Annotated in this window: 22 protein-coding genes; 8 read left to right on the top strand and 14 right to left on the bottom strand. The window is 34.3% G+C overall.

Going from position 1 to position 25,953, the window contains the following annotated elements:
* Positions 1–311 precede the first annotated feature (311 nt).
* Positions 312–581 (top strand): 30S ribosomal protein S15, encoded by a 270-nt coding sequence (rpsO, locus tag ACXGQW_RS05285; RefSeq protein WP_457824053.1) that lies wholly within the window; start codon positions 312–314, stop codon positions 579–581.
* A 207-nt stretch (positions 582–788) separates the two neighbouring features.
* Positions 789–3,020, top strand: coding sequence for a polyribonucleotide nucleotidyltransferase (locus ACXGQW_RS05280; RefSeq protein ID WP_457824052.1), 2,232 nt, complete (start codon positions 789–791; stop codon positions 3,018–3,020).
* 670 nt (positions 3,021–3,690) lie between these two features.
* On the opposite strand, the gene ACXGQW_RS05275 is transcribed toward ACXGQW_RS05280, so the two are convergent.
* Together ACXGQW_RS05275 and ACXGQW_RS05270 are read right to left on the bottom strand one after the other, a co-directional pair.
* Entirely contained in the window at positions 3,691–4,947 is a 1,257-nt protein-coding gene (locus tag ACXGQW_RS05275; protein WP_457824051.1) for an NDP-hexose 2,3-dehydratase family protein, read from the bottom strand.
* Between the two features lie 8 nt (positions 4,948–4,955).
* Complete coding sequence (locus tag ACXGQW_RS05270; protein WP_457824050.1) at positions 4,956–5,927, bottom strand: glycosyltransferase; 972 nt, start codon at positions 5,925–5,927, stop codon at positions 4,956–4,958.
* Between the two features lie 150 nt (positions 5,928–6,077).
* Between ACXGQW_RS05270 and ACXGQW_RS05265 the strand changes: the two genes are divergently transcribed.
* The 6 genes from ACXGQW_RS05265 to ACXGQW_RS05240 all read left to right on the top strand — a co-directional run bounded on the left by ACXGQW_RS05265 (position 6,078) and on the right by ACXGQW_RS05240 (position 13,547).
* Positions 6,078–6,941, top strand: a complete 864-nt coding sequence (locus tag ACXGQW_RS05265) for a sigma-70 family RNA polymerase sigma factor (RefSeq protein ID WP_068827853.1) — start codon at positions 6,078–6,080, stop codon at positions 6,939–6,941.
* A 27-nt stretch (positions 6,942–6,968) separates the two neighbouring features.
* Complete coding sequence (gene rpe, locus ACXGQW_RS05260; RefSeq protein ID WP_457824049.1) at positions 6,969–7,625, top strand: ribulose-phosphate 3-epimerase; 657 nt, start codon at positions 6,969–6,971, stop codon at positions 7,623–7,625.
* A 251-nt stretch (positions 7,626–7,876) separates the two neighbouring features.
* Positions 7,877–8,143, top strand: a complete 267-nt coding sequence (locus ACXGQW_RS05255) for a hypothetical protein (RefSeq protein WP_457824048.1) — start codon at positions 7,877–7,879, stop codon at positions 8,141–8,143.
* An 87-nt stretch (positions 8,144–8,230) separates the two neighbouring features.
* Positions 8,231–9,628: an amidase gene (locus tag ACXGQW_RS05250; RefSeq protein ID WP_457824047.1), complete on the top strand. Its 1,398-nt coding sequence runs from the start codon at positions 8,231–8,233 to the stop codon at positions 9,626–9,628.
* Entirely contained in the window at positions 9,628–12,969 is a 3,342-nt protein-coding gene (gatB/aspS, locus tag ACXGQW_RS05245) for a bifunctional amidotransferase subunit GatB/aspartate--tRNA ligase AspS (protein WP_457824046.1), read from the top strand. The genes ACXGQW_RS05250 and gatB/aspS overlap by 1 nt, the downstream gene beginning before the upstream one ends.
* Before the next feature lie 89 nt (positions 12,970–13,058).
* The gene (locus ACXGQW_RS05240) at positions 13,059–13,547 is read left to right on the top strand and encodes a hypothetical protein (RefSeq protein ID WP_457824045.1); all 489 of its coding nucleotides are present in this window, start codon (positions 13,059–13,061) and stop codon (positions 13,545–13,547) included.
* A gap of 107 nt (positions 13,548–13,654) precedes the next feature.
* Here ACXGQW_RS05240 and moeB read toward each other — a convergent pair whose 3' ends face one another.
* The 12 genes from moeB to queA all read right to left on the bottom strand — a co-directional run bounded on the left by moeB (position 13,655) and on the right by queA (position 25,893).
* Entirely contained in the window at positions 13,655–14,695 is a 1,041-nt protein-coding gene (moeB, locus tag ACXGQW_RS05235; protein ID WP_457824044.1) for a molybdopterin-synthase adenylyltransferase MoeB, read from the bottom strand.
* A gap of 101 nt (positions 14,696–14,796) precedes the next feature.
* A complete protein-coding gene (thiH, locus tag ACXGQW_RS05230) occupies positions 14,797–15,906 on the bottom strand; it encodes a 2-iminoacetate synthase ThiH (RefSeq protein WP_457824043.1) in 1,110 nt (369 codons plus the stop codon).
* 99 nt (positions 15,907–16,005) lie between these two features.
* Positions 16,006–16,776 carry a thiazole synthase gene (locus ACXGQW_RS05225; RefSeq protein WP_457824042.1) on the bottom strand — a complete coding sequence of 257 codons (771 nt, stop codon included), beginning with the start codon at positions 16,774–16,776 and terminating at the stop codon, positions 16,006–16,008.
* A gap of 71 nt (positions 16,777–16,847) precedes the next feature.
* Complete coding sequence (thiE, locus tag ACXGQW_RS05220) at positions 16,848–17,498, bottom strand: thiamine phosphate synthase (RefSeq protein ID WP_457824041.1); 651 nt, start codon at positions 17,496–17,498, stop codon at positions 16,848–16,850.
* A 20-nt stretch (positions 17,499–17,518) separates the two neighbouring features.
* The gene (locus ACXGQW_RS05215) at positions 17,519–17,887 is read right to left on the bottom strand and encodes a four helix bundle protein (protein ID WP_457824040.1); all 369 of its coding nucleotides are present in this window, start codon (positions 17,885–17,887) and stop codon (positions 17,519–17,521) included.
* Positions 17,887–18,684, bottom strand: coding sequence for a hydroxymethylpyrimidine/phosphomethylpyrimidine kinase (locus ACXGQW_RS05210; RefSeq protein ID WP_457824039.1), 798 nt, complete (start codon positions 18,682–18,684; stop codon positions 17,887–17,889). The genes ACXGQW_RS05215 and ACXGQW_RS05210 overlap by 1 nt, the downstream gene beginning before the upstream one ends.
* A gap of 96 nt (positions 18,685–18,780) precedes the next feature.
* Positions 18,781–19,371 carry a thiamine phosphate synthase gene (locus tag ACXGQW_RS05205; protein ID WP_457824038.1) on the bottom strand — a complete coding sequence of 197 codons (591 nt, stop codon included), beginning with the start codon at positions 19,369–19,371 and terminating at the stop codon, positions 18,781–18,783.
* A gap of 410 nt (positions 19,372–19,781) precedes the next feature.
* Positions 19,782–21,644 carry a phosphomethylpyrimidine synthase ThiC gene (thiC, locus tag ACXGQW_RS05200; RefSeq protein ID WP_457824037.1) on the bottom strand — a complete coding sequence of 621 codons (1,863 nt, stop codon included), beginning with the start codon at positions 21,642–21,644 and terminating at the stop codon, positions 19,782–19,784.
* A gap of 106 nt (positions 21,645–21,750) precedes the next feature.
* Complete coding sequence (gene thiS, locus ACXGQW_RS05195; protein WP_457824036.1) at positions 21,751–21,951, bottom strand: sulfur carrier protein ThiS; 201 nt, start codon at positions 21,949–21,951, stop codon at positions 21,751–21,753.
* A 419-nt stretch (positions 21,952–22,370) separates the two neighbouring features.
* Positions 22,371–23,087 (bottom strand): hypothetical protein, encoded by a 717-nt coding sequence (locus ACXGQW_RS05190; RefSeq protein ID WP_457824035.1) that lies wholly within the window; start codon positions 23,085–23,087, stop codon positions 22,371–22,373.
* Between the two features lie 618 nt (positions 23,088–23,705).
* Positions 23,706–24,740 carry a 23S rRNA (adenine(2503)-C(2))-methyltransferase RlmN gene (gene rlmN / locus ACXGQW_RS05185; protein WP_457824034.1) on the bottom strand — a complete coding sequence of 345 codons (1,035 nt, stop codon included), beginning with the start codon at positions 24,738–24,740 and terminating at the stop codon, positions 23,706–23,708.
* A gap of 103 nt (positions 24,741–24,843) precedes the next feature.
* Positions 24,844–25,893, bottom strand: coding sequence for a tRNA preQ1(34) S-adenosylmethionine ribosyltransferase-isomerase QueA (gene queA / locus ACXGQW_RS05180; protein WP_457824033.1), 1,050 nt, complete (start codon positions 25,891–25,893; stop codon positions 24,844–24,846).
* Positions 25,894–25,953 lie beyond the last annotated feature (60 nt).

The following is a 25,953-nucleotide window of genomic DNA, read 5'->3' as shown; positions in this document are numbered from 1 at the left end:
TCAGCAACCAAAACCAAAAGGATGCCGCTGCTATCCCTAATGCTTTTTTATAGTTAAGATTTCGTATCCGTTACGTCATGCTTAACTTGTTTCAGTATCTCATACGCACTGTATACTACTTTGATTACAACCCTTAATCGAGTTTATGGTTACGTTAGTGTAGCTACAATAAAAAAATGGGATGACATATTTATTTCCGTTTTAAAACTTTTGACCGTCTAACCTTCTAACTTTAAAACTAAAGTATTATATTTGCCGTCCAATTATCAGAGAGGTAATTGCGCATAATAATCATTTACATAAATATTAGCATGTCATTAACAAAAGAAGCTAAAGCAGAAATTTTCGCAAAGCACGGAAAATCTGCAGCAGACACAGGATCAGCAGAAGCACAAATTGCATTATTCACAAAAAGAATTGCAGACTTAACTGAGCACTTAAAGCAAAACAGAAAAGATTACAACACTCAACGTTCTTTAGTAAAGTTAGTTGGTAAGCGTAGATCTTTATTAGATTACTTAACTAAGGTAGACGTTTTACGTTACCGTGCAATTGTTAAGGAATTAGGATTAAGAAAATAATTCAAGATATTAAAAGAGGCTTAATCGCCTCTTTTTTTTATTTTAGACACTTCGCTGAAATACCTATATAATTCAGCTGTAAAAATAAGAGGTCAGAGCTTTACTCTGAGTCCATTGTTAACAAAACCCTACAACAACACAACATTTTTGTTAAACAATAACCGTTGGTTTTTTCTTATTTAAATCAACAATTAAAACATTTTATTTATGATACCTAAGGTATTTAAAGAGGTTATCGAATTAGGAGACGGGAGAACCGTATCTATCGAAACTGGAAAATTAGCCAAACAAGCTCACGGTAGCGTTGTGGTGCAAATGGGTAAAGCTATGTTGCTTTGTACAGTAGTTTCTAACTACAAACAATCTGACGTAGACTTTTTACCTTTAACAGTAGATTACCGTGAAAAATTCGCGGCTGCTGGAAAATATCCTGGAGGTTTCTTTAAAAGAGAAGCTAGACCAAGTGATGACGAAGTATTAACCATGCGTTTAATAGACCGTGTTTTACGTCCGTTATTCCCTAAAGACTACCACGCGGAAACTCAGGTAATGATTCAGTTAATGTCTCACGATCCAGAAGTAATGCCAGATGCATTAGCAGGATTAGGAGCTTCTGCTGCTATTCAATTATCAGATATTCCTTTTGAAACGCCAATTTCTGAAGCTCGTGTAGCTAGAGTCAATGGAGAATTCGTAATCAACCCAACCAGAGCTCAGTTAGCGGAGTCTGACATCGATATGATGATTGGAGCTTCTGCAGATTCTGTAATGATGGTAGAAGGTGAGATGGACGAAATTTCTGAAGAAGAAATGGCAGATGCTATCAAATTTGCTCACGAAGCGATTAAATTACAATGTGCTGCTCAGGTTAAATTGGCAGAAGCATTCGGAAAAAAAGAAACTCGTGAGTACGCAGGTGCAGAAGAAAACGAAGAATTAGCTGCTAGAATTAACACTTTAACTTACGACAAGTGTTACGCTATTGCTGCTAAAGGAACTTCTAAAGTAGAAAGAACAGAGGCTTTTGCACAAGTAAAAGAAGAAGTAAAAGCTGCTTTTACAGAAGAAGAATTAGAAGAGTATGGAGATTTAATTGGAAAATATTTTAACAAATCTCAAAAAGAAGCTGTTCGCGAATTAACATTGGCAGAAGGTTTACGTTTAGATGGTCGTAAGACTACAGAAATTAGACCTATCTGGGGAGAGGTAGATTATTTACCATCTACTCACGGATCGTCTATCTTTACTCGTGGAGAAACACAAGCATTAGCAACAGTAACTTTAGGAACTTCTAGAGATGCTAATATTATTGATTCTCCTACGCATGAAGGTGAAGAACGTTTTTACTTACACTATAACTTTCCTCCATTCTGTACAGGAGAAGCAAGACCTTTAAGAGGTACTTCTCGTAGAGAAGTTGGGCACGGTAACTTAGCACAAAGAGCTTTAAAAGGAATGGTTCCTGCAGATTGTCCTTACACGGTACGTGTAGTTTCAGAAGTATTAGAATCTAATGGTTCTTCTTCTATGGCAACTGTGTGTGCTGGTACTATGGCTTTAATGGATGCTGGAGTTCAAGTTACAAAACCAGTTTCTGGGATTGCAATGGGATTAATTTCTGATGGAGATCGTTACGCTGTATTGTCTGATATTTTAGGAGATGAGGATCACTTAGGAGATATGGACTTTAAAGTAACAGGTACTGCTGATGGTATTACTGCTTGTCAGATGGATATTAAAGTAAAAGGATTGTCTTACGAAATTTTGGTGAGTGCTTTAAAGCAAGCACGTGAAGGACGTATGCACATTTTAGGAAAAATTACAGAAGTAATTGAAACTCCTAATGATGATGTAAAATCTTACGCTCCTAAAATGATTACAAGAGTAATTCCTAACGAATTTATCGGTGCTTTAATCGGACCTGGAGGTAAAAACATTCAAGAGTTACAAAAAACTACAGGATGTACTATTGTTATTAACGAAGACCCTGTTACAGAAGAAGGAATTGTTGAAATTTTGGGAACTGGACAAGAAGGAATCGATGCTGTATTAGCAAACATAGAGTCTATGTTGTTTAAGCCAACAGTAGGAGAAAGCTACGAGGTGAAAGTTATTAAAATGTTAGATTTTGGGGCAGTTGTAGAATATACAGAAGCACCAGGAAACGAAGTTTTATTACACGTAAGTGAATTGGCTTGGGAACGTACAGAAAATGTTACTGATGTGGTAAACATGGGAGATGTATTTGAAGTAAAATACTTTGGACGTGATCCTAAAACTCGTAAAGAGAAAGTTTCTAAAAAAGCATTACTACCAAAACCAGAAGGTTTTAAAGCAAGACCACCCAGAGAAAATAACGATCGTGGTGGACGAGATAACAGAGGTAGAGACAGTCGTAGAGACGATAGAAAACCAAGAGAAGAAAAGAAAGAAGAATAGTCTTTTAATTCTATAATAAGCTAAGAGCACCTCAATTTGAGGTGCTTTTTTATGTCCATTATTTGGCAATATCTATGCGAACTAATACATAATGTGGATAAATGACAAAAAATATATAAGGCTATTTTTGTGTTAGATTCGTTGATGTCAATAAATACTTTGTTGGGTCAAGGTTGTAGATTTGATATCTCATAATGATACGAAAGGGGTTTGTGGTTTATACAAAAGAAATCATTGTTATGCTAACTGCTGTTACAGGTACAGATAATTGTTTTATAAAGTCAATTATCTATAATTTAACGAATATGGGAGTAGATTAGTTGAGCGAAGATGCAGCTACCAATAAGTATCTAGTAGCTGTTAGATTAAGGACAATACGAATGTTGTTTAGTTGAAGTTATCCCTCGCTGCTTTACTATGTTAATCCCTCTAGTAACCAACGTCGATGTTACTGACATTTAAAACCTATGTTTTAATCTTTCAAGATTTTAGTACAGTATCTAGCAAGAAATTCGTGAAATAATAGATTTAAGTTCTCAAAGAAAAGAGACTGTTTAAAAAACATGTCTTGTTGTTCATTGCATGACAGAAAATCTTATGCTACAGTTAATCATAAGAAAGACTCTAAGTTGAATTTAGAAGGATAATGTTTTTTCAGATGACTTCATTTTTATTTGAAAACAGTAGGATTTAATAAATCCAAGATACCAGAACAGATGCATCTTAATTGAAAAGAAGCGACGTTAGAAGCTGTTAAAATTTGTTTTAGTTCATTATTGGTAATCCAATGCTGATTTTCTTTATGTTCAAAATTACCTGCTACTTTATATAGTTGATATTTTACATCATTTTTATAAAATCTACCACCTTCATCACATTGAATAAATTCTGAAATTAATTCACCATTAATAGAGGACTCTATATTTTTAGTTTCTTCAGCATACCAATAGTTTGTAGGATACACAGCAAAATCCGTACTAATACCAGCTTCATTACCTACTGTAATTAAATATTCGGTTGTAGAGTTTATGGTTCTAGTAATTAATTGAACCAACCCCATTCCTTCTACGCAAAATAAAGGTTGAGACCATTGCGAAACTTCTCTAGATTCTCCAATAAAATGAAACATACAAATGGTAGGCAGACCTTCTTTTTTAGAAGCTACTTTAGTGTTGGTAATTTCCCAGTTATTTAGAGCCGTTATTGTTGTTAATCTGTGTTTAGAACTTGGAATAATTATGTTTTTATCATTAAAAATAGCTGAAACTGTTTTGGTTTCTATGGATTTATCTTGGTAAAAGTCATCCCAATTAAATACAGCTAGCAAAGATCTTAAATCTACATTCAATAAATTATTTTCACTTAAAAGTCTAAAGATACTTTCTGTAGATGCCCATATCATATGATCATCACAAGGTACTAAGTCTTCGGTTTCTATGTAATGATGAGATTTACTTTTTTGATAGTATCTCTTTCCTAGATCGTGCTGAATACTATGTGTAATTAAATTAATACCTGGTTTAAAGTGAATAAATTCATCAATAAAGGGGGTAGATTTTCCTCCATGCATTTTTAAATAGTTAGCGGGTGTAGATTGCACAGTAGGACCGTACTGAATAATTCCTGTATTTCCAGGTTCTATACGGGCTTGTAACAAAACATAAACTCCTCCGTTTTTTTTACATAAAAGTAGACCCGTCAAAGCACTTTGTGGCTGATAAAGTATCAAATCTTGATCAGATACATTGTTTATATTTTCAACACCTGTAACGTTAAAAAAACCTTTACTACTATGTGATAAAATACCATCTTCAAAAGACCAATTACTCTGGTCTTCCATAGAAATAGCTGTAAGTCTATGCTTAAATTTACGACTTATATTTTGTATAAAATCTTTTAGTTCATTTGAAGAATTGGCAATGTTCATGATGTAGTTTAATTAAGTAATTTTGATAATACTTGAGAAGGAATTAATTCTTTTACAAAATAATTGCGAGCATTTTTTGCAAGCATACTGCATAAATTTTTATCAGATAGTATTAAGTCTATTTTAGTATTAAAATCTTCTTTAGATCCATTAGTTAAAATATAATGTTCGTTCTCAATAAATTTTCCAGGCATTACTCTAACAATAGGAGTAGTTAATACTACTTTGCCCATAGCTAAATACTCTACCAACCTCCATCCATTACAATTACCAACAGAAGGAGCGTTAAAGACAAATTTTGAATTCAATGTTTTTCTAAGAAAATCTTCTTTTTCTATTCGTGTTTTCATAGTTAAATTCTCATAGCCTTTAATATCATTTTTAGTTCTTGGAGCAAAACCGCCTTCAAAATTTATAAAAGAATGTTCTTTGCAAGTAGTAATAAAATTCGATCGAATATCATTTAACTCTTTTTCTTTTTTCCACAAGGAGGAAGCAAAAAAAAGATAGTTTTTAGTGACTTCTTTTTGAATATATTCGGATAAAGCAGGTCTGTTTAACTGCCCCTTATAATAAGAAAAAAATAACTTTTTATTTTTAATTCTTTTATAAGATTTAAGGTAGTTACTAAGTGAAAAATAGAAGGTTTGTAATTTGTTAAAAACGTTGATAGCAGTTAATGGTCCTATGGCTATCATTTTATCTAAGTGCAAATCATTGAAGTTTAAATTTACTTTTCCATAAACATCACACCATTTTAAAGCCTTTTGATCAATTTTATCAAAATTAGAAAAATCAACAATAATTTTTTTTGTAATTGTTTTTGTCTTAACAATAAGTGCTAAATATTGGTTATTGTGCTCTAGGTCAACAAAAGGTTTGCTTTTGAATTGAAATGTATATTTTTTATTAGTTATAAGTTCATCCAAATAATAGGAGGCATAAAGAATATTGCAAGAGGCATCTGCTATTACAATCATATTAGTTGATTTTGCATAAATTTTATAAAAAAGAAGTTTTAAAAATAGCTAAAAATAGAAAGAAGATGAAATAAATCTATTTTTTTGTAACAAAATAAATAATATCTGCGTATATGTAAGAACACAACAACGTTAACACAGCAAAATTACATGAGACAACTTAAAATTACCAAGCAAGTTACCAATCGTGAAACGGCTTCTTTAGATAAATATTTACAAGAAATTGGTAAGGTAGATTTGATTACTGCCGATATGGAGGTGGAATTAGCACAACGTATCAAAGCAGGAGATCAGGCAGCCCTAGAACGTTTGACAAAAGCAAACTTACGTTTCGTAGTATCTGTGGCAAAGCAGTATCAAAACCAAGGATTAACCCTACCAGATTTAATTAATGAAGGGAATTTAGGTTTGATTAAAGCTGCCAAACGTTTTGATGAAACTCGTGGTTTTAAGTTCATATCTTATGCAGTGTGGTGGATTCGTCAATCCATTTTACAAGCATTGGCAGAACAATCTCGTATTGTACGTTTACCATTAAACAAGATTGGATCAATCAACAAAATCAACAAAATGTATGCTTTCTTAGAACAAGAAAATGAACGTCCTCCTTCGGCAGAAGAGATAGCTAAGAAATTAGATATGACGGTAAACGATGTAAAGGAGTCTATGAAAAACTCTGGTCGTCACGTATCGATGGATGCTCCATTAATTGAAGGAGAAGATTCTAACTTGTACGATGTATTAAATTCAGGAGAGTCTCCAAACCCAGACAGAACTTTATTACATGAGTCTTTGAAGGTCGAGATAGAAAGAGCTTTAGAAACTTTAACGCCAAGAGAAGCAGACGTAGTTCGTTTGTACTTTGGTTTAGGAGAACACCAACCAATGACTTTAGAAGAAATTGGAGAAACTTTTGATTTAACACGTGAACGTGTACGTCAAATTAAAGAAAAAGCAATCCGTAGGTTAAAACACACCTCGAGAAGTAAAATTTTAATGACTTACTTAGGTTAGTCAAAACTCTCCATACAACAAACAAAGATGAGTAAATTAGTAGCTCCATCGGTTTTAGCAGCCGACTTTGCAAACATCCAACGCGATGTAGAAATGATTAATAATAGTGAAGCAGATTGGTTTCATATAGATATTATGGATGGAACTTTTGTTCCCAACATATCTTTTGGAATGCCAGTAATGCAAGCTATAAAAAAGCACGCAACCAAACCGTTAGACGTACATTTAATGATTGTGAATCCAGATCAATATATTAAAACGTTTAAAGAAATAGGAGCAGATATTTTAACTGTTCATTACGAGGCTTGTACGCATTTGCATAGAACCATTCAAGCCATTAAAGCTGAGGGGATGCAAGCTGGTGTGGCATTAAACCCACATACACCTATTTCTGTTTTAGAAGATATAATTCAAGACTTGGATTTGGTATGTATCATGAGTGTGAATCCTGGTTTTGGAGGACAGTCTTTTATTGAAAATACGTACTCTAAAGTTCAGCAATTAAAAAACTTAATCACGTTTAGAGGATGTGATACCAAAATTGAGATTGATGGAGGTGTTACAGACAAAAATGCAAACAACTTAATAGAAGTAGGAGCAGATGTTCTAGTAGCAGGTAGTTATGTTTTTGGTGCTGAAAATCCAATACAAACGGTAAAAGAATTAAAAGCGATGATTAATTAATCATTTGTTTTAGATAATTTAAAAAGCGACATTCTATTTTTAGGATGTCGCTTTTTTATTTCAATAATCAAAGAAATTCATTAGTGTTAAAAAGGTACAAATAGAGAATTTATCTCATTCAGAAATTGATATTGCTTTGCAATGAGAATTTCTGTTTTTAAACAGGTGTTTTTAGAGTTACTTAAACCTTTTAAGTCCGTCAAAACTTTTGTACTTTCGCACTCTTAAAGTCTGACTTAAAAACAAAAAGAATGAGTAAAATAATGCCTGTAGACATCTTGTCTAGCATCAAAGGAGCAAAGTCTTCTGAGGCGGTGGATAAGTTGTTTGAAGTAATCAAAAAAGCTGAAATCAATCAAAGTTCATCAAATCAAAATGCCAAGAATGCTGTGTCTATAGACGATTTACGCGAAGATGTTGTTGAAAATAGTTCAGAAATTACCAAGCAAATTATCAAAGAGAACTTTCCCAAAGAAAAGGACGGATATTTGGTGGTATCTAAAGTAATAGAAAGTTAATAAAGTTCTAAAGTTAAAGGTTGAAAAAAGTTAAGAGGTAAAAACTCTTCAACTCCTCAGCTTCTTAACTCCTTAACTCCTCAAGCAATGAGCGAAATAAAAAAAATACATAACGATTTAGTAACTAAGAAATATTCTTGTACAGCTTTGGTACAAGAAAAGTTGGCTTTACTAAAAGAGAACAAATACAACTCTGTTAACACTGTTTTAGAAGACATGGCTTTAGAAGCTGCTGCTAAAGTAGACGCAAAAATTGCGAATGGAGAAGAAATAGGTTTGCTAGAAGGTATTCCTTTTGGGATTAAAGATGTGTATATGGTTCAAGGAACTTATACCTCTGCTAGTTCAGACTTATTAAAGAATTACAAATCTGCATATACAGCAACTGCAATTCAAAAGTTATTAGATGCAGGTGCTATACCAATGGCAAAAGAAAACTGTGATAGTTTTGGTCACGGATCATCATCAGAAAATACAGTTTTTGGAAGTGTGAAAAATGCAGTAGATACCAGTTTAGTTGCAGGAGGTTCTTCAGGAGGATCGGCAGTAAACGTAGCTGCAGACTACACGGTGTTTTCTATAGGAGGAGATACAGGAGGTTCAATTCGTCAACCAGCAGGTTACAATAAAATATATGGTTTAAAGCCCACTTACGGGCGAGTTTCTCGTTACGGGCTGATGGCTTATGCATCGTCTACGGATACGGTTGGGCCTCTGGCAAAATCGATAGAAGATGTTGCTATTGTTATGAATGTGATTAGCGGAAAAGATGCTAAAGATCAGACTTCGGTAGTTTCAGAAGAAATAAAAGCTGAGGTTGTAACAAGGAAACCAGAAGGAATTAAAATAGGTTACTTTAAGAATTTTATTGAAAATGATGCCATTGATGCTAAGGTAAAAGAAGACTTCTTGGCAACGATTGAAAAGGTAAAATCAGCAGGTTGCGAAGTTCAAGAATTAGACTTTTTTAATGCAGATACTTTAGTTTCTACCTACTATACTTTGGCAATGGCAGAAACAGCATCAAACCTATCTAGATTAGATGGGACCAACTACGGAGAACGTATTGAAGGTAAAAACTTAAAAGACACCTACATGATTACACGTTCAGAAAAGTTCACGGAAGAAACTCAACGCAGAATCGTAGGAGGAAATCAAGTGTTATCTCAAGGATTCTCGGATGCTATTTATTTAAAAGGACAAGCATTAAGAAAGGAGATAGAGGCTGCGTTTGAAGCAGATTTTAATAAGGTAGATATTATACTATCGCCTGTAACTCCAGGTCCTGTTCCCAAAATAGGAGAGGTGTTGAGCAATCCTCACGCAATGTATTTATCGGATGCTTACACCGTTGGTTTTAGTTTAGGACAACTACCAACCTTAACTTGTCCGTTTGGTACAGAAACTGGAATTCAGGTAACTGGAGCAAAAAACAAAGAACAAACCATATTACAGTTTGCTAACTTCTTAAACCAAGTGCAATAATGGAATTAGAAAGATTAAATACTCTAATCGCAGAAAACAACATAGAGTTAGTTATTGGTATAGAAACACACGTACGTTTAAATACAAAATCTAAATTGTTTTGTGGGTGTGCTAACGAAGAAAGTGAGCAAGCAAACACAAACATTTGTCCTGTATGTACGGGTCAAATGGGAGTTTTACCAGCCATTAATAAAGAGGCGATTACCAAAGCTATTTATTTTGGAAAGGCCGTAAACTCTAGTTTTTCAAACGAAGTAATTTCTTGGGATCGTAAGCATTACGAATACCCAGATAACCCTAAAAATATTCAGATAACCCAGTTCCACAACCCTATCATTCCTGATGGGGAAGTAGCATGTTATCGTAATGATGGTTCTCAGTTTACTGTACAAATAGAGCAAGTGCATGTTGAAGAAGATGCCGCTAAGTTGGTACACGAGAAAACCATTTCTTTGGTAGATTTTAACAAAGGAGGAGTTCCTTTGATAGAAATTGTAACCAAACCTTGTATTCGCCATATAGAAGATGCTTCTACGTATGCGCAATACATTCAACGTATTGTACAGAACTTAGGAATTTCTGAAGCGAATTTAGAAAAAGGTCAATTTAAGTCAGATGTTTCCGTGTCATTACGTATCAAAGGAACAGAGGTGTTGAACCCTCGTACCGAAATTAAAAACTTGAACTCGTTTAAGTTTATGGTAGAGGCTTTAAAAGAAGAAATAGAAAAGCAGTTAAATTACTTTACAGAGCACAAAGAGTTTAGACCAGACCAAACGACGGTTTTATGGGATGAAGCTTTAAAGCAAACCAAAGTAATGCGTAAGAAAGAGTACGATGCTGATTATCGTTATATTTCTGAGCCAGATTTACCTTTTGTAGCCATCAAAAATGTAGTTGATGGAATTTCGGTAGATCCTAAAGTATTACCCTATTTTGTAGAATCTACATTAATAAAGGGTAAAGTAAAGCCTCAAGATGCTAAGTTCTTTACAGCAGATGCTTTGCGTTCTAAAACAGTAATGAGCTTGGTAGATGCTATCGGAGATGTTGCCTTTGTAGCCAAAACGTTAACCAATAATTTAAAAGCAGAGGACTACGATAAAATAGAAAATATAGATGATTTAATCTCTATTTTCAAATCCTTTAAGGAGGGAAAAGTTACCAATGTATTAGTCCAGAAAGCCCTTGAAGGATTGTTAGCGGATGCTAAATTTGATTATAAAAAATATTTTGCAGATAATACCATTTCTACAGAACAGATTCAAGCTGCCGTGGATGCTGCGATTACCGAAAACGAAGCCATTGCCAACGATATTAAAGGAGGCAATCAAGGAAAAGCAGGAGTTTTAGTAGGAAAAGTAATCGGTAAAATTGGTAAAGGAGCTCCAGGAAATGTGGTTCGTGAAATGATTTTGGGAACCCTATCGGGTAGTACAAAGTCTAAAGTACAAAGTACAAAGAACAACGAAGCACCAGAAGTACTTGATACTAAGGACTCGGTACTAAGTACTAGCGAAGCGTTACCAGAAATTCCTTTAATTGTTAAAGACCAATACAGAACACATATCATTTCAGAGATAACTGAAGATAATTTATCTCAAGACATCGTCTTGTCTGGTTGGGTGTCAAGTGTTCGTGATCACGGTGAATTGATGTTTATTGATTTACGTGATTCATCTTATGAAATTATTCAAGTTCGTTTAGAGCGCGAGACCTTTCCTAATTTAGATGAATTGGTGAAATTAAAACCAGAATCTGTTATTTCAGTTTCAGGAAAAATTGTACAACGTAGAGAAGATGATTACAATGCAGGTTTAAGAACGGGTAAATTAGAGTTAGAAGCGACTGAGTTAGAGATATTAAATTTATCTAGAACCTTACCTTTTGAAATTAAAAAGGCAATGCGTTCTAACGAAGCTGTTCGTTTTGAATACAAATTCTTAGATCATAGAAATCAAGAAGTTCGTAAGGCAGTAGTCAATCGTCATAAAGTAATTAAATTACTTCGTGATATGTTGGATGAACAATCTTTCTTAGAAATTGAAACTCCTATTTTAACTGCGGGTACAGACGAAGGGGCAAGAGAATTTATCGTTCCAGCTCGTAAGCAGCCAGGCTCTTTTTACACGTTACCACAAGCACCACAGCAGTTCAAGCAAATGTTGATGGTAGGTGGATTTGAAAAGTACTTCCAAATTGCACGTTGTTTCCGTGATGAAGATTCCAGAGGTGATCGTCAACCAGAGTTTACACAGTTGGATATCGAAATGGCTTATGCTTCTATGCAAGACATTATCGATTTAAATACCGATATGTTTAATACCATTGTGAAAAAGATTTATGGGAACAAATGGATTTTACGTCCGTTTGAAGTGATTACTTATAAAGATGCCATGGATAAATATGGCTGTGATAGACCAGATTTACGTTTTGGACTGCAAATGCAAGACATAACAGATATAGTAAAAGATACTACTTTTCAAGTATTTTCTAAACCTATTGAGGCTGGAGGTATTGTCAAATGTATCAAAGTTTCTGCCGAAGAACAAGGGGGTAAACGTATGTCTAAAGGACAAATAGAAAAATTAACGTCTATTGCTCAGCAAAACGGATTAGGAGGATTGGCTTATATTTTTGTTAATGAAAATGATTTACAATCTCCTATTATCAAGTTCTTAGGAGAAGAAATAGGAGCTAATATTATTAAAGCCGCTAATGCTAAAGTAGGAGATGTAGTATTTTTCTCCGCTGCAGATTATGCAACCGCTAATAAGGCTTTGGATGCTGTTCGTCAAGAATTGGGAGCTATGCTGAAATTAATCAATCCTAAAGAATTGAGACCTGCTTGGGTGGTGGACTTCCCAATGTTTGAAAAAACAGATGAAGGTAGATGGACTTTTACACATAATCCATTCTCTATGCCAGCAATCTATGATTTAGAAAAGCATATGAAGGGTGAAGAGGCTCAGATAGGAACGATCATTGCTCAACAGTACGATTTAATTCTGAATGGATATGAAATTGGAGGAGGATCTGTTCGTGCTCACAAACCTGAAATTTTAGAGGCAACCTATAAAAATATGGGTTATAATAAAGAAGAAATGTTAAAAAGTGTGGGAACGATGTATGAAGCTTTCCATTATGGAGCACCACCACATGGGGGTATTGCTTGGGGAGTTGACAGGTTGATGATGATTTTAGAGAAAAAAGCTTCTATTAGAGAAGTAATGGCATTCCCTAAAACAGGAAGTTCAGAAGATTTATTGTTTGGGTCTCCATCTCCATTATCGACAAAAAAAGTGGAAGAAATGAATGTTCGTGTAATTTCTAAGAAATAAACTGGGAATTTATACGTTAATTGTTAGTTTCTAAACATATATTAATTTGATATAGGTTAGTTTTGTGTTATGATTTGTATATTTGTGTGATGAAGAAGATACTTGCTAAATTTATGAGAAAGAGAACTTTATCATACAATGATGGAGGGATCACTGTGGACATATCTGGAGAAAACGTGTTTAAAATAAATTGGCAATCGATTCTCAAGCTTGTTTTTGTTGAATATTTTGAAGAGTATAGCGGTTATTTTTTAACGGAAGATTACAAATCAAAGTCATTATATCAAAATATATACGTGGACTGCAACAGAAATGTAGTCAAAATACGAACGGGAGGGACTCCTACTGTTAAAAATAATACTTCTAAGCCTTTTTCAAGAAAATTCGGAACTACCTCTATTGCTCATGTAGTATTTGTAGAATTTAAGGACGACAAAGGTCTCAAAAATCTTTATGCAGTCCATTATCAACCAGAAAAGTTAGGAGAAACAGTTTCAGAAATAAAGGCTTGTTTGGACGATGAAAAAATATATACCGAAGGAACTATAGAAGGATTCAGTTATATTGCTGACCTGTAGCAAAATAAATATAGTTTTGTTGCGAATAGAATTGGGCTAGAGGTTCTGTCTATTTAATGTTGTTTTGAACACCCTAAGGGTTACGGCTAAGCCACAGTATAAAAAAACTACGACTTGTTTTTTATTCCCCCTTTTAAAGATCTCACATTTAAGTTCAGCTCTTTGATTATTAGCTTGCTTCTATTTCCTGTATTGCAATAAAAAACGATGTTTTTGTAATCGTTTAGTAGGTTAGGTTTTTCTCTTATTTCACTTTCGGACAAGTGAATTCCTCCGATATGGGAAATACTTCTTTCCAGCTCAGTTCTAATATCAATCAATTGGTCAGTGGATTTGATTTGGGAGAATTCAATTTCATTGCTAAATTCTTCGTCAACTCCGCAAAATAAATTGTAGTCAATTAACTCAGTTACGTTAAGCGTTTCATTTTTATCAAAACTTAAAGTAAAGTTCTGATTTGTGAGCGTATCAATAGTAAGTAATTTACCACTTAGCACGTTTCCAATACCACAAACAATTTTTAGAACCTCGTTAGCCTGGTAACTTCCAATAATTCCAGGAAGTACTCCTAAGACACCAATTTCTGAACAAGAAGGAACTGAACCCTCTTTTGGAGGTGTAGGATATAGACAACGGTAAGTAGGTCCGTTGTTATAATTAAATACAGAAACTTGGCCTTCAAATTTAAAAATAGAACCAAAAACTAGTGGCTTATTCGTTAAAACAGCAGCATCGTTACATAAATATCTTGTTTGAAAATTATCAGAACCGTCTACAATAATGTCGTATTGCTTAAAAAGATTCAAAGCATTATCAGCGTTTAAAAAGAAGTGGTGGACGTTAAAAATAACGTAGGGATTCAATTTTTTTAGACTTGACGTAGCACTTCTAGCTTTTGATTTGCCAATATCATCAACAGTAAATAATATTTGACGTTGAAGATTAGTTACCTCTACCGTATCACCATCTACCACGCCAATCGTTCCTATACCTGCTGCGGTTAAGTACTGTAAAATGGGACAACCCAATCCTCCAGCTCCAATCACCAATATTCGTGCGGCTTTAATTTTTTCTTGCCCTTCTAACCCTACTTCATTTAATAGTAAATGACGGCTGTATAGTATTTTCTCGTTTTGATTTAATTTCATTAGTACATAGTGTTGAGTACGGAATACAAAGTATAGAGTACGAAGTGCATGATTTGTGATATAAAACTAAAGACTTAGTCCTAACTACTTTGTACTTAGGACTAATTGAATGTTTCCCAATCTTTCCACACAGGTTCTAAACCTTGCTTAGTTAACATATTGGCAATAGTTTCAGTGGGTCTTTCGTCAGAGATTTCAAATTGTTCTAAAGTTTGTGGGTCTACAGTATAACCTCCAGGGTTTGTTTTAGACTCAGCACTTATGGAAGTAATACCCAAATGAACTATATGATTTCTAAATTCTTCGCTCTCGCGGGTACTCATAGATAGTTCCACATCTTCGTCTAGTAATCTAAACGCACAAATGGTTTGTACTAAATGTTTGTCTGTCATTTCTACTTTTGGTTCTAAACCACCGCTGTGCGGACGCAACCTAGGAAAAGAGATGGAGTATTTGGTTTTCCAATAGGTTTTTTGCAAATATTTTAAATGTAGGGCTACAAAAAAACTATCTGCTCTCCAATCCTCCAAACCAAACAAGGCACCAATTCCAATTTTGTGAATACCAGCTTTTCCTAATCTATCTGGAGTATCTAATCGATAGTCAAAATTAGATTTCTTTCCTTTAGGATGGTGTTTTTTATACTCGTTTCTATGATAGGTTTCTTGATAAACCAATACTGAATATAAGTTCGCTTCTATCAACTCTTCGTACTCATCTTGATCCAAAGGTTGTACTTCAATAGTAATGTTAGAGAATTGATCTTTAATCAATTCCATAGCATGTTTTATATAGGGAACCCCAACTGTTTTATTAGCTTCACCTGTGACTAATAAAATATGATCGTATCCTTTCTCTTTTAAAAACGAGACTTCTTTTAAAATTTCCTCATCGGTTAATGTTCTACGAGGAATTTTATTAGTCATACTAAACCCACAGTAGGTACATATATTTTGACATTCGTTAGACAAATACATAGGCACATACATTTGTATTGTGTTCCCAAACCGTTTTCGGGTAGTTGCCATACTTGCCTGAGCCATTTGCTCTAAATAAGGAGCAGCCGCTGGAGAAATCAAGGCTTTAAAATCCTCTAAATCTCTTTTAGTTTTAGATAACGCGTATTCAACATCTTGTGCAGTTTTGTTATTGATACTTGCGAGGGTTTCGTCCCAATTGTAGGTGTCAAATATGTTTTGGAAAGTACTCATAATTTTAGTAGTTAAGAATTTAAGGAGTGAAGTAGTTAAGTATTGCTGTGCTACAGCTCCTTAACTACTACTCATTTAGGAGTTTTGACTCCTGAACTTCTAATTTAAAAATGATGTTAACGGACTGCTAGCTTCTGCATGTTTTTTAACACTTGCTAACTTAGCGTTATATGCCATTCGACCTGCTTCTACAGCCATTTTAAATGCTTTAGCCATTTCCACAGGATTTTGTGAAACTGCAATAGCAGTATTTACCAAAACAGCATCTGCTCCTAGTTCCATAGCATAAGCAGCATGTGACGGACTTCCAATTCCAGCATCAACAATTACAGGTACGTTGCTTTGTTCTATAATAATTTCCAAAAAATCTACGGTTTTGATTCCTTTGTTAGTTCCAATAGGAGCTCCCAAAGGCATTACGCATTGGGTTCCTACTTCCTCAAGTCTTTTACATAAAACGGGATCTGCATGGATGTAGGGCATCACTACAAATCCCTGCTTAACCAATTCCTCAGCAGCTTTTAACGTTTCTATAGGATCTGGTAATAAGTATTTTGGGTCTGGGTGAATTTCTAATTTTATCCAATTGGTTTCTAAAGCTTCTCTAGCTAATTGAGCAGCAAAAACAGCTTCTTTAGCATTTCTTACTCCAGAAGTATTAGGTAGTAAATTTATATGCGGTTGTTGAATACTTTGTAACATTTTGTCTTGTTCATTATCAACGTCTACACGCTTTAACGCTACGGTTACCAATTCACTTTCTGAAGCTAGAATAGCTTCTGCCATCAAATCGTTGGAGCTGAATTTTCCAGTTCCAGTAAATAATCTAGAGTCAAATGTTTTATCCCCTATTTTTAATATATCGTTCATTTTTTATTCAGTAGTTAAGAATTTGAGAAATGGGTAGCTGAAATTGATACCTTCTTTTTTATTTTAAATTCTTATAAGTTATTAAAATCGTATTTCTGCTCTTGACTATTTCCTGCTAATAGTATTTTGTTCAAAGTCTTTATCTTATTAAAGTCCTTTGTGATTTCTCCAGACATAGCAATTCCTGAAACTCCTGTGTTTAAAATATCAGGAATATCTTCTATTGCAATACCGCCAATAGCAATAATAGGAGTGTTTGTCCTTAATTCTTCAATAATCAATCGGTACCCATCCAAACCTAAAACAGGACTCAAGTTTTGTTTTGTATCCGTAAATCTAAATGGACCCAAACCAATATAGTCTACTTCTTCTTGCAACCGTTGTTTACAGTCTTGTAATGTATTTGCTGTACCTCCTATGATTTGCCAAGAGTATAATTCTTTTCGTGCAAGTGTAGGATTTGTATCTGTTAAACCTAAATGTACACCGTCTGCTTTTATTTGTTTAGCAATTTTATAATGATCGTTTACAATTAATCTTGTTTGAAAGTGGTTAGTGATTTCCCGTGCTTCTTCAACAGCTTTTAGAATCTTTTTATCAGATAGATTTTTCAAACGTAACTGAACCAATTCTGCACCAGATTGACAAGCTTGTTGTATGTTTTCTAGATGCTCTTTTGGAGAGTTTCCTTGTGATATATAGTGAAGTTTATTGATGGTCATTGTGTATAGGAATTCAGTAGTTATGAATTTAAGGAGTTAAGAATACTTTTACAGTATCCATTTAAAAGTTTACTTACTTCTTCTATTAATTGAACTTGCCTAGTATTTAAATTCATATAGTTTAGGTCGTTTGATAATATCAAAAAATATCGACATTCTTCCAGCGAAGCTTGAGCGATATTGTAAAAACGTAGTTTTTCTTTGGTGCTAGTTCTTTTGTATCCTTCGGCGATATTAGCAGTAACAGGAACGGATGCTCTTCTAAATTGTGATGATAGTCCATAAATCTCTTCTTTTGGAAAGGATTTTGTAATCTTGTAGACTTCAAGAATAAATTGATGCCCTTTCTGCCAGACCATTAAATCTTGAAATGTATTTGTCTTTTCCATTAACTACTGAAATTATTTTCTAAATTCTCAACTTCTTTATGCTGAATTCTAATATGAGTTCCCAACAAAGAATCATTCGAGTTTAAAAATGTTTCTACATACTGTTTAGTGGCTTTGCAAGCATCTTCGAGTTCTTGTTCCAAAGACAAATTACAAGCCAATGAGGAAGACAGTACACACCCGCTTCCATGCTTTTCTTTGATAATATCGATATTTGGAGGGATGTTAACCATAACTATTCCGCTATGATACAATTCGTCCCATCCTTTTTTGTCCTTTCGATGTCCTCCTTTTAGATAGATATTCGAGAGGCTACTAATATGTTCAATAGTTTCTTCTATGTTTTTTTCGGGATACAATAATTGAATTTCATCGTAATTTGGGGTGATGATATAGCATTGCTCCCAAATTTTATCTAGTAAATCTTGATTTTCAGTGCTATGAAAGTCAAAACCTGCTGTTGCTTTGATAATTGGATCTAAAACGATTTTAACATCACGGTTTAAAGCGTGTAATTTGCCTAATAAAAGAGACAATGTCTCCCAGGATTGGATGATTCCGACTTTAACAATTGGAATTTCAAAACGTTCGAACAAAGTTTCTATTTGAGAAATAATTGTAGCTTCTTCAATCCAAATACATTCTTTAAAATCCACATCGTTTTGAATGGTGATGGCTGTGCAAACAGAAAGTCCATAAAAACCGTGTGCTTCAAACGTTTTAATGTCCGAAGTGAGTCCTGCACCTCCCGAAGGATCGTGACCAGCAATGGTTAATATGTATTTGTGTTCTTTCATATTTTACTTGTCAGTTTGAGTGTTTTATGAAACGTAGAGGAATAAAATGTATCGAAAACTTCTCGATACAAATTTCTTTCATTCCATTACAGAAATTCACTCGAAGTGACTGTTCATCAATTTAAAATCTTCAATAGGCGATTTGCTATTCCAAATCCCTCCTAAAACTCCAACTCCTTTGAAACCTAGTTTGTCAAATTCACCTAAATTCTCGGTAGTAACACCACCCATACCTACAATGGTTTTGTTGATGTGATTTACATCAAAACCACGACCTTCATATCCTTGTTTGGAAATAGAAGAAAAAACAGGACTTAGTAAATGGTAGTCAAATTCAAAATTGCAATTTTCCAATTCTTCTGGTTCGTGAAAAGAACTACTGATGGTTTTACCATACATATTATTTAGTTTAACAAAATAATCACTTGGTGTGTCTAAGCAATCTCTTCGTTTTTGCTCCTGAAAATGAATTCCTTTCAAATTGTACTCATTTGTTAGCTCATGAAAATAATGAACTACGATTCTGTTGTGATATTTTACATCAATTTGATTTAAATAATCACAGTGTTCTTGGTAATTCTTATGCGGTTTTCTGAAATGATAATATTCTAATCCTTCTTGAAATAATTGATTTAGTATTTCAAGTTCGCTAGGAATATCCTTTTCTGGTGCAATTAGAATAATCATTTTTTATTTCTTTTTGGCTTGACCTTTCGATACAATTTTTCGTTCCTCAAAATCACTCGAAGTGACAATTCCTTATTGTTACTCTGAATCAATGTTTAAAATCATATTACAGTTTTGATGTGATGCTGAAACGAGTTCAGCATGACGTTTTGTGTTTTGAAATTCCGATTTTATTCAAAGTTCTACTGGATATTGAGTCGTAGCGTAAAACTGAAACTGTTTCATCATTAGCGACTTTCATTGAGTTAGGGATTGCAGCGACATCCTTTTACTGTCAGTTCGAGTGAATTTATGTAGTGTAACACAATAAATTTGTATCGAGAACAGGTAAAAGATATAGCGGAAAGCCCGACCCAAAACGGTTATCTCGACTCCGCTCGATGACCGTTTTGGGGAACTCCCTAATTATTCTATAAATAAACCTCTGAACCTTTGTCTTTAAATTCTTGAGACTTTTCTTCCATTCCTTTTTGCAACACTTCGTTGTCATCAGAAATTTCGTTTTCGGCAGCGAAATCACGTACTTCTTGAGAAATTTTCATAGAACAGAATTTTGGTCCACACATAGAGCAAAAATGGGCAACTTTAGCACCATCTGCTGGTAGAGTCTCATCGTGATATTCTAAAGCACGCTCAGGGTCTAATCCTAAGTTGAATTGATCTTCCCAACGGAATTCAAAACGAGCCATACTCAATGCGTTATCTCTGTGTTGAGAACCCGGGTGTCCTTTAGCTAAATCGGCAGCATGGGCAGCTAATTTATAAGTAACAACTCCTACACGTACATCTTCTTTATTTGGCAACCCTAAGTGTTCTTTTGGAGTAACGTAACATAACATAGCACATCCGTACCAACCAATCATAGCAGCACCAATACCAGAAGTAATGTGGTCGTAACCTGGAGCAATATCTGTTGTTAAAGGTCCTAATGTATAGAATGGAGCTTCGTCACAAACTTCAATTTGCTTTTCCATGTTTTCTTTAATCATATGCATTGGCACGTGACCTGGCCCTTCTATAAAACACTGTACTTCGTGCTTACGAGCAATTTGAGTTAGTTCTCCTAAAGTTTCTAATTCAGCAAACTGAGCTTCATCATTCGCATCGGCAACAGAACCTGGACGTAAACCATCTCCTAAAGAAAAGGCAACATCGTAAGATTTTAAGATTTCACAAATTTCCTCAAAATGCGTGTATAAGAAACTTTCTTTGTGATGAGCTAAACACCATTTAGCCATAATAGAACCTCCACGAGACACAATACCTGTTACACGTTTAGCCGTCATGGGTACGTAACGTAACAATACACCGGCGTGAATAGTAAAGTAGTCTACTCCTTGTTCTGCTTGCTCAATTAAGGTATCACGGAAAATTTCCCATGTTAAGTCTTCGGCAACACCGTTTACTTTTTCTAATGCTTGGTAAATAGGTACAGTACCAATGGGCACTGGAGAGTTACGTACAATCCACTCACGAGTTTCGTGAATGTTTTGACCTGTTGACAAATCCATGATATTGTCTGCTCCCCAACGACAAGCCCATACTGCTTTTTCTACTTCTTCTTCTATAGATGATGTGGTGGCAGAATTCCCAATATTTGCGTTTATTTTTACTAAGAAGTTTCTACCTAAAATCATAGGTTCTGCTTCTGGGTGGTTGATGTTCGATGGGATGACTGCACGACCTCTTGCCACTTCTTCACGTACAAACTCAGGGGTGATTTTTGCAGGAATAGAAGCTCCAAAATGTTCTCCTGGGTGTTGCTTTCTAATTTCTGTCATTTCATCTATACGCTGATTTTCACGAATTGCAATATATTCCATTTCTGGAGTAATAATTCCTTTTTTAGCGTAGTGTAACTGTGTTACGTTTTGTCCTTTTTTAGCGCGTTTTGGTTTATGCTTTAAATTAAAACGCATGTGGTCCAAACTTTTATCGTTTAAACGCTCATTGCAGTATTCAGAAGAAAAAGAATCCAACTCTTCTACATCTCCACGGTCTAAAATCCACTGCTCTCTAATTCTTTCGATACCTTCGTGAACGTTAATTTCTTTGTTAGGGTCTGTATAAGGTCCAGAAGTATCATATACCGTAACAGGTTCGTTTGGTGTTAATTTGCCTGTCATGGAATCTTTCGTGTCGCTCAAGCTAATTTCACGCATCGCCACATTAATTTGTGGGTGAATTTTACCTTGTACGTAGATTTTTTTTGAGTTAGGAAAGGGTTTCCTAGTGATTTGTCCTTCCTTTGGTGCGGTGTCTTTATTTTTCATCTTTTTTAAAAGTGTTAAATACTGGTTACTTAGTACCCAATAAATTTGTGGTTGTGTTTAATTTTTGATCAAAGCTCAGTACTATGTACTAATCGTTTTGTACTGTTTATCCTCCTTGAGTTGCTTGAATGATTAAAATATCATCTCCATCAATCAATTCTTTTTGAGTCCAATCCGTTTTGGTGATGATTTGTTGATTTACAGCAACCGCTATTCCATGCTCTAGCTGATCTAATTGTTTTAACAATTGAGATACAGAGCTTTTGTCTGAAATTTCTTTGGGTTGGTTGTTCACTTTAATAGTCATCAGCATCACATTTAATTATTGAAATATTCAATAGGTTAAAATTTTTGTTGATAAACTTTGCAAAGATTTGCTTGAAGTGAAATTTAGGAACACGTTTGGCCAGCGTAGCTACAATCACAAAATATGAGGTCCATGACCCCGCTTTTTCCTCCGTAAGTGCTAACTTATTCAGGTTCAAAGGGTAATTCTCAGTTTTCGAATTGATTATTTATATTACTATTAGAGAGTACGATCTCAATAATAGGCAATGTTCAATTGAAAACACCCCTAAAGCTTATCGCTAGCTAATATAGTTAAAATATTATAAAATAGTAATTACTAGTTTTTTGCTTATTGATTATTGGGATTGATTACAAATAAAAAAGGCTACCCAAACTTGGGTAGCCTTTTTAAGCTTTTTATAAAAAAAAGTTGGGCAACTAGTCCAATACAATTTTTACAATTTCTGAAGCATTTCCTTTAGAAATTTTTACGATGTATATACCGCTAGCCAAGCCAGTAGCAGCTACTTGCTGACCTGTAATAGTATAAACAGCATCTAAATTTGCACCTTCTACAGAAATAGTCCCATTAGAAGCTGAGATATTAGCGTCTAGTTTTTTGATAAAGTTGTTAGATAACGTACCTGGAAGTACAACTGTAACGTTGTTTAATACGGCAGATCTAAAAGTAGATGGTCCGTTAGAAACTTTCATTCTAGATACAATTTGTAATCCAGTTTGTCCTACTGTAATTGCTGATGTGGCAGCATTATTTGGGAAGTTGGTTTTATCGATATCAAAACTAACTGTTCCTCCAGCATCTCCGTCAGATGCAAAAATAGTTCCAGGAGAATTAGTGTGTAATGTACCGTTTACTTCCCCACTTCCATCATTGTTGTCAGGTGGAGTGTATCCGCTTCTTACTCCTGTAAAAACTCTTTCATTTACTTTAGTTGCTAAATCAGCAGTACCTAATCCAATAAAAGTAACTTTTAAGGGGTTAGTAGTTAAATCAAATGGAGCTCCATCGACTTCAATAATTTTACCATCAGTATCAATAGTTACTGATGTAGAGTCAAAAGATCCTGATACTTGTGCTTGTGATGATACGGACAAAGCAATTGTAATTGCTGCAAAAAGTAATTTTTTAATCATAATAAATTATTTTTAGTTAATATGAAGTGTAAATCTAGGACATCAGAGTACACGAAAAGTACTCTTGGATAAATACGGTGTGTTTTTGTGTAAATAATTTGAGTCTATGAGTAAAATTTAGCTTGATTTTATTATCTAATTGATTGATTTGTATGTAGTTGTGTTTTAGGTATTAAAGTGTTCTAAATTAATCATACTAGACTTTTGTGTTTTATAAAATATTATGATGTGTAGTAATGTTCTTAAGAAATTCTTACTTGAATACGAAAAGCTCAAATTATAAGGAGATCGTATCCTATCTAATAATCATCAAGTTTTCATAATTGAAATTTCTAGTCTGCTAATTGATGAGCCTTAAAGTTCGGTTGTCAGCCTTTTGTACAGTTAGCTTAGTAGCGAAACAAAACCCTAAACAGAAAAATTTTGTTTGCTGATAACTGAAAAGTATGATAACCTTTATAAATTGAGTAGCTAGCTAACCCCGATTATGTGAATAACAAGTGGGGAATACATAATAGAAATATAGTGTTATGGACTCTATTCTGTTCTGTATGATTGAATAGGCAACGACGTAGATTTTAAAATTGAAAATAACAATTTAGTAGTAGTAAATTTAAGTTAACTCTTATTAGCCAACTGTCCGCAAGCGGCATCAATATCTTTACCTCTAGATCTACGCACATTTACTACAATTCCGTTTTTTTCTAAAGTATATACATAGTTGTCTATGGCTGCATTGCTAGCTTGCTGGTATTCTCCATCATCAATAGGATTATATTCAATTAAATTTACCTTGCAAGGGATGTACGAGCAGAATTGCACCAATGCATTAATATCAAGTTGTTTATCGTTAATATCTCTCCAGACCACGTATTCGTAGGTAACTCTACTTTGTGTTTTAGCATACCAATATTCTAATGATTCTTTTAAATCAGTTAAAGGAAAGTTTTTAGAAAATGGCATAATTTTATTTCGAGTTTCTTCCACCGCAGAGTGTAAGGAAACAGCTAAATTAAATTTTACCTCATCATCAGCTAATTTTTTGATCATTTTAGGTAATCCTGAGGTAGAAACAGTAATTCTTTTTGGAGACATTCCTAAACCTTCATCGCTTGTAATCATCTCAATAGATTTCATCACGTTGTTATAGTTCATTAAAGGTTCTCCCATCCCCATATACACAATATTAGAAAGTTTATGTTTATGGGTTTTTAGACTTTCTTGATTAATAGCCGCTACTTGATCAAAAATCTCATCAGCATTTAAATTACGCATACGCTTTAAACGAGAAGTAGCACAAAATTCACAGTCCAAGCTACAGCCTACTTGACTAGAAACGCAAGCAGTGGTTCTAGAACCTGTAGGAATCAATACAGATTCTACAATCATTCCATCGTGTAGCTTTACTGCGTTTTTAACCGTACCATCTTTACTACGTTGCATATTGTCTACTTCAATATGATTGATAGTAAAATGTTCATCTAGCATATCCCTCGTTTTTTTGGAGAGATTCGTCATGTCATCAAAAGTATAAGCAGACTTACTCCATAACCATTCGTATACTTGGTTACCTCTAAAAGATTTGTCTCCGTTTTCTACAAAAAAATCTCTTAATTGTTCTTTACTAAGTGCTCTGATATCTTTTTTAGACATGATGGGTGTTTATAAAATACTGTTTTGCAAAGGTACGTAAGTATTGTAAAAGAAAAATCCCGAAGCGACAAACTTCGGGATTCAAGTATAATTGTTTTATTGATTAGATAATCAACATCGCATCTCCATAAGTACTAAATTTATAACCTTCTTTAATAGCCTCTTCGTAAGCTTGCATTAAAAAGTCGTAACCTGCAAAAGCAGCTACCTGCATCATTAAGGTAGATTTAGAGGGATGAAAATTAGTAATCATTGCGTTGGCAATACTAAACTCATAAGGAGGGAAAATAAATTTATTAGTCCAGCCGTCAAATGGATTTAAAGTTCCGCTAGAAGATACTGTAGACTCTATAGATCTCATCACTGTAGTACCCACAGCACAAACTCTGCGTTTGTTTTTTAAAGCGCTATTTACGGTTTTACAGGTTTCTTCAGAAACTTTCATTTGTTCAGAATCCATCTTGTGCTTAGATAAATCTTCCACCTCAACAGGGTTAAAAGTACCTAAACCAATGTGTAAAGTAATGTCTGTAAAATCTATTCCTTTAATTTCCAAACGCTTCATTAAATGCTTAGAAAAATGTAGTCCAGCAGTAGGAGCTGCAACGGCACCTTCTTCTTTAGCATAAATGGTTTGAAAACGCTCAGCATCTTCAGGTTCAACGTCTCTATCGATATGTTTTGGAATTGGAGTTTCTCCTAGTTCTTCTAATTTTTGTCTGAATTCTTCGTAAGAACCGTCATACAAAAATCTCAAGGTACGTCCTCTAGAAGTTGTGTTGTCAATAACCTCAGCTACTAGAGAATCATCTTCTCCAAAGAACAACTTATTTCCAATACGAATTTTACGAGCAGGGTCAACTAAAACATCCCACAAACGATTTTCGGCATTCAATTCACGCAACAAAAAAACTTCGATTCTAGCACCTGTTTTTTCTTTATTTCCGTACATACGAGCAGGAAAAACTTTGGTATTATTTAAAACCATTAGGTCTCCGTCGTCAAAATAGTCAATTACATCTTTAAACTGTTTGTGTTCAATAGTTTGTTCTTTTCTATTCAATACCATTAAACGAGACTCATCCCTGTATTCAGCAGGGTGTTGAGCGATCAGTTCATCAGGTAAATCAAAGTGAAATGCAGATAACTTCATGTAAATGTTGTTTTTATATAAGGCAGCAAATATACAATCTGGAAATAGGGGTTGTCAAGT

The sequence above is a fragment of the Wenyingzhuangia sp. IMCC45533 genome (assembly GCF_054111225.1).
This window is presented reverse-complemented; position numbering and strand designations above follow the sequence as displayed.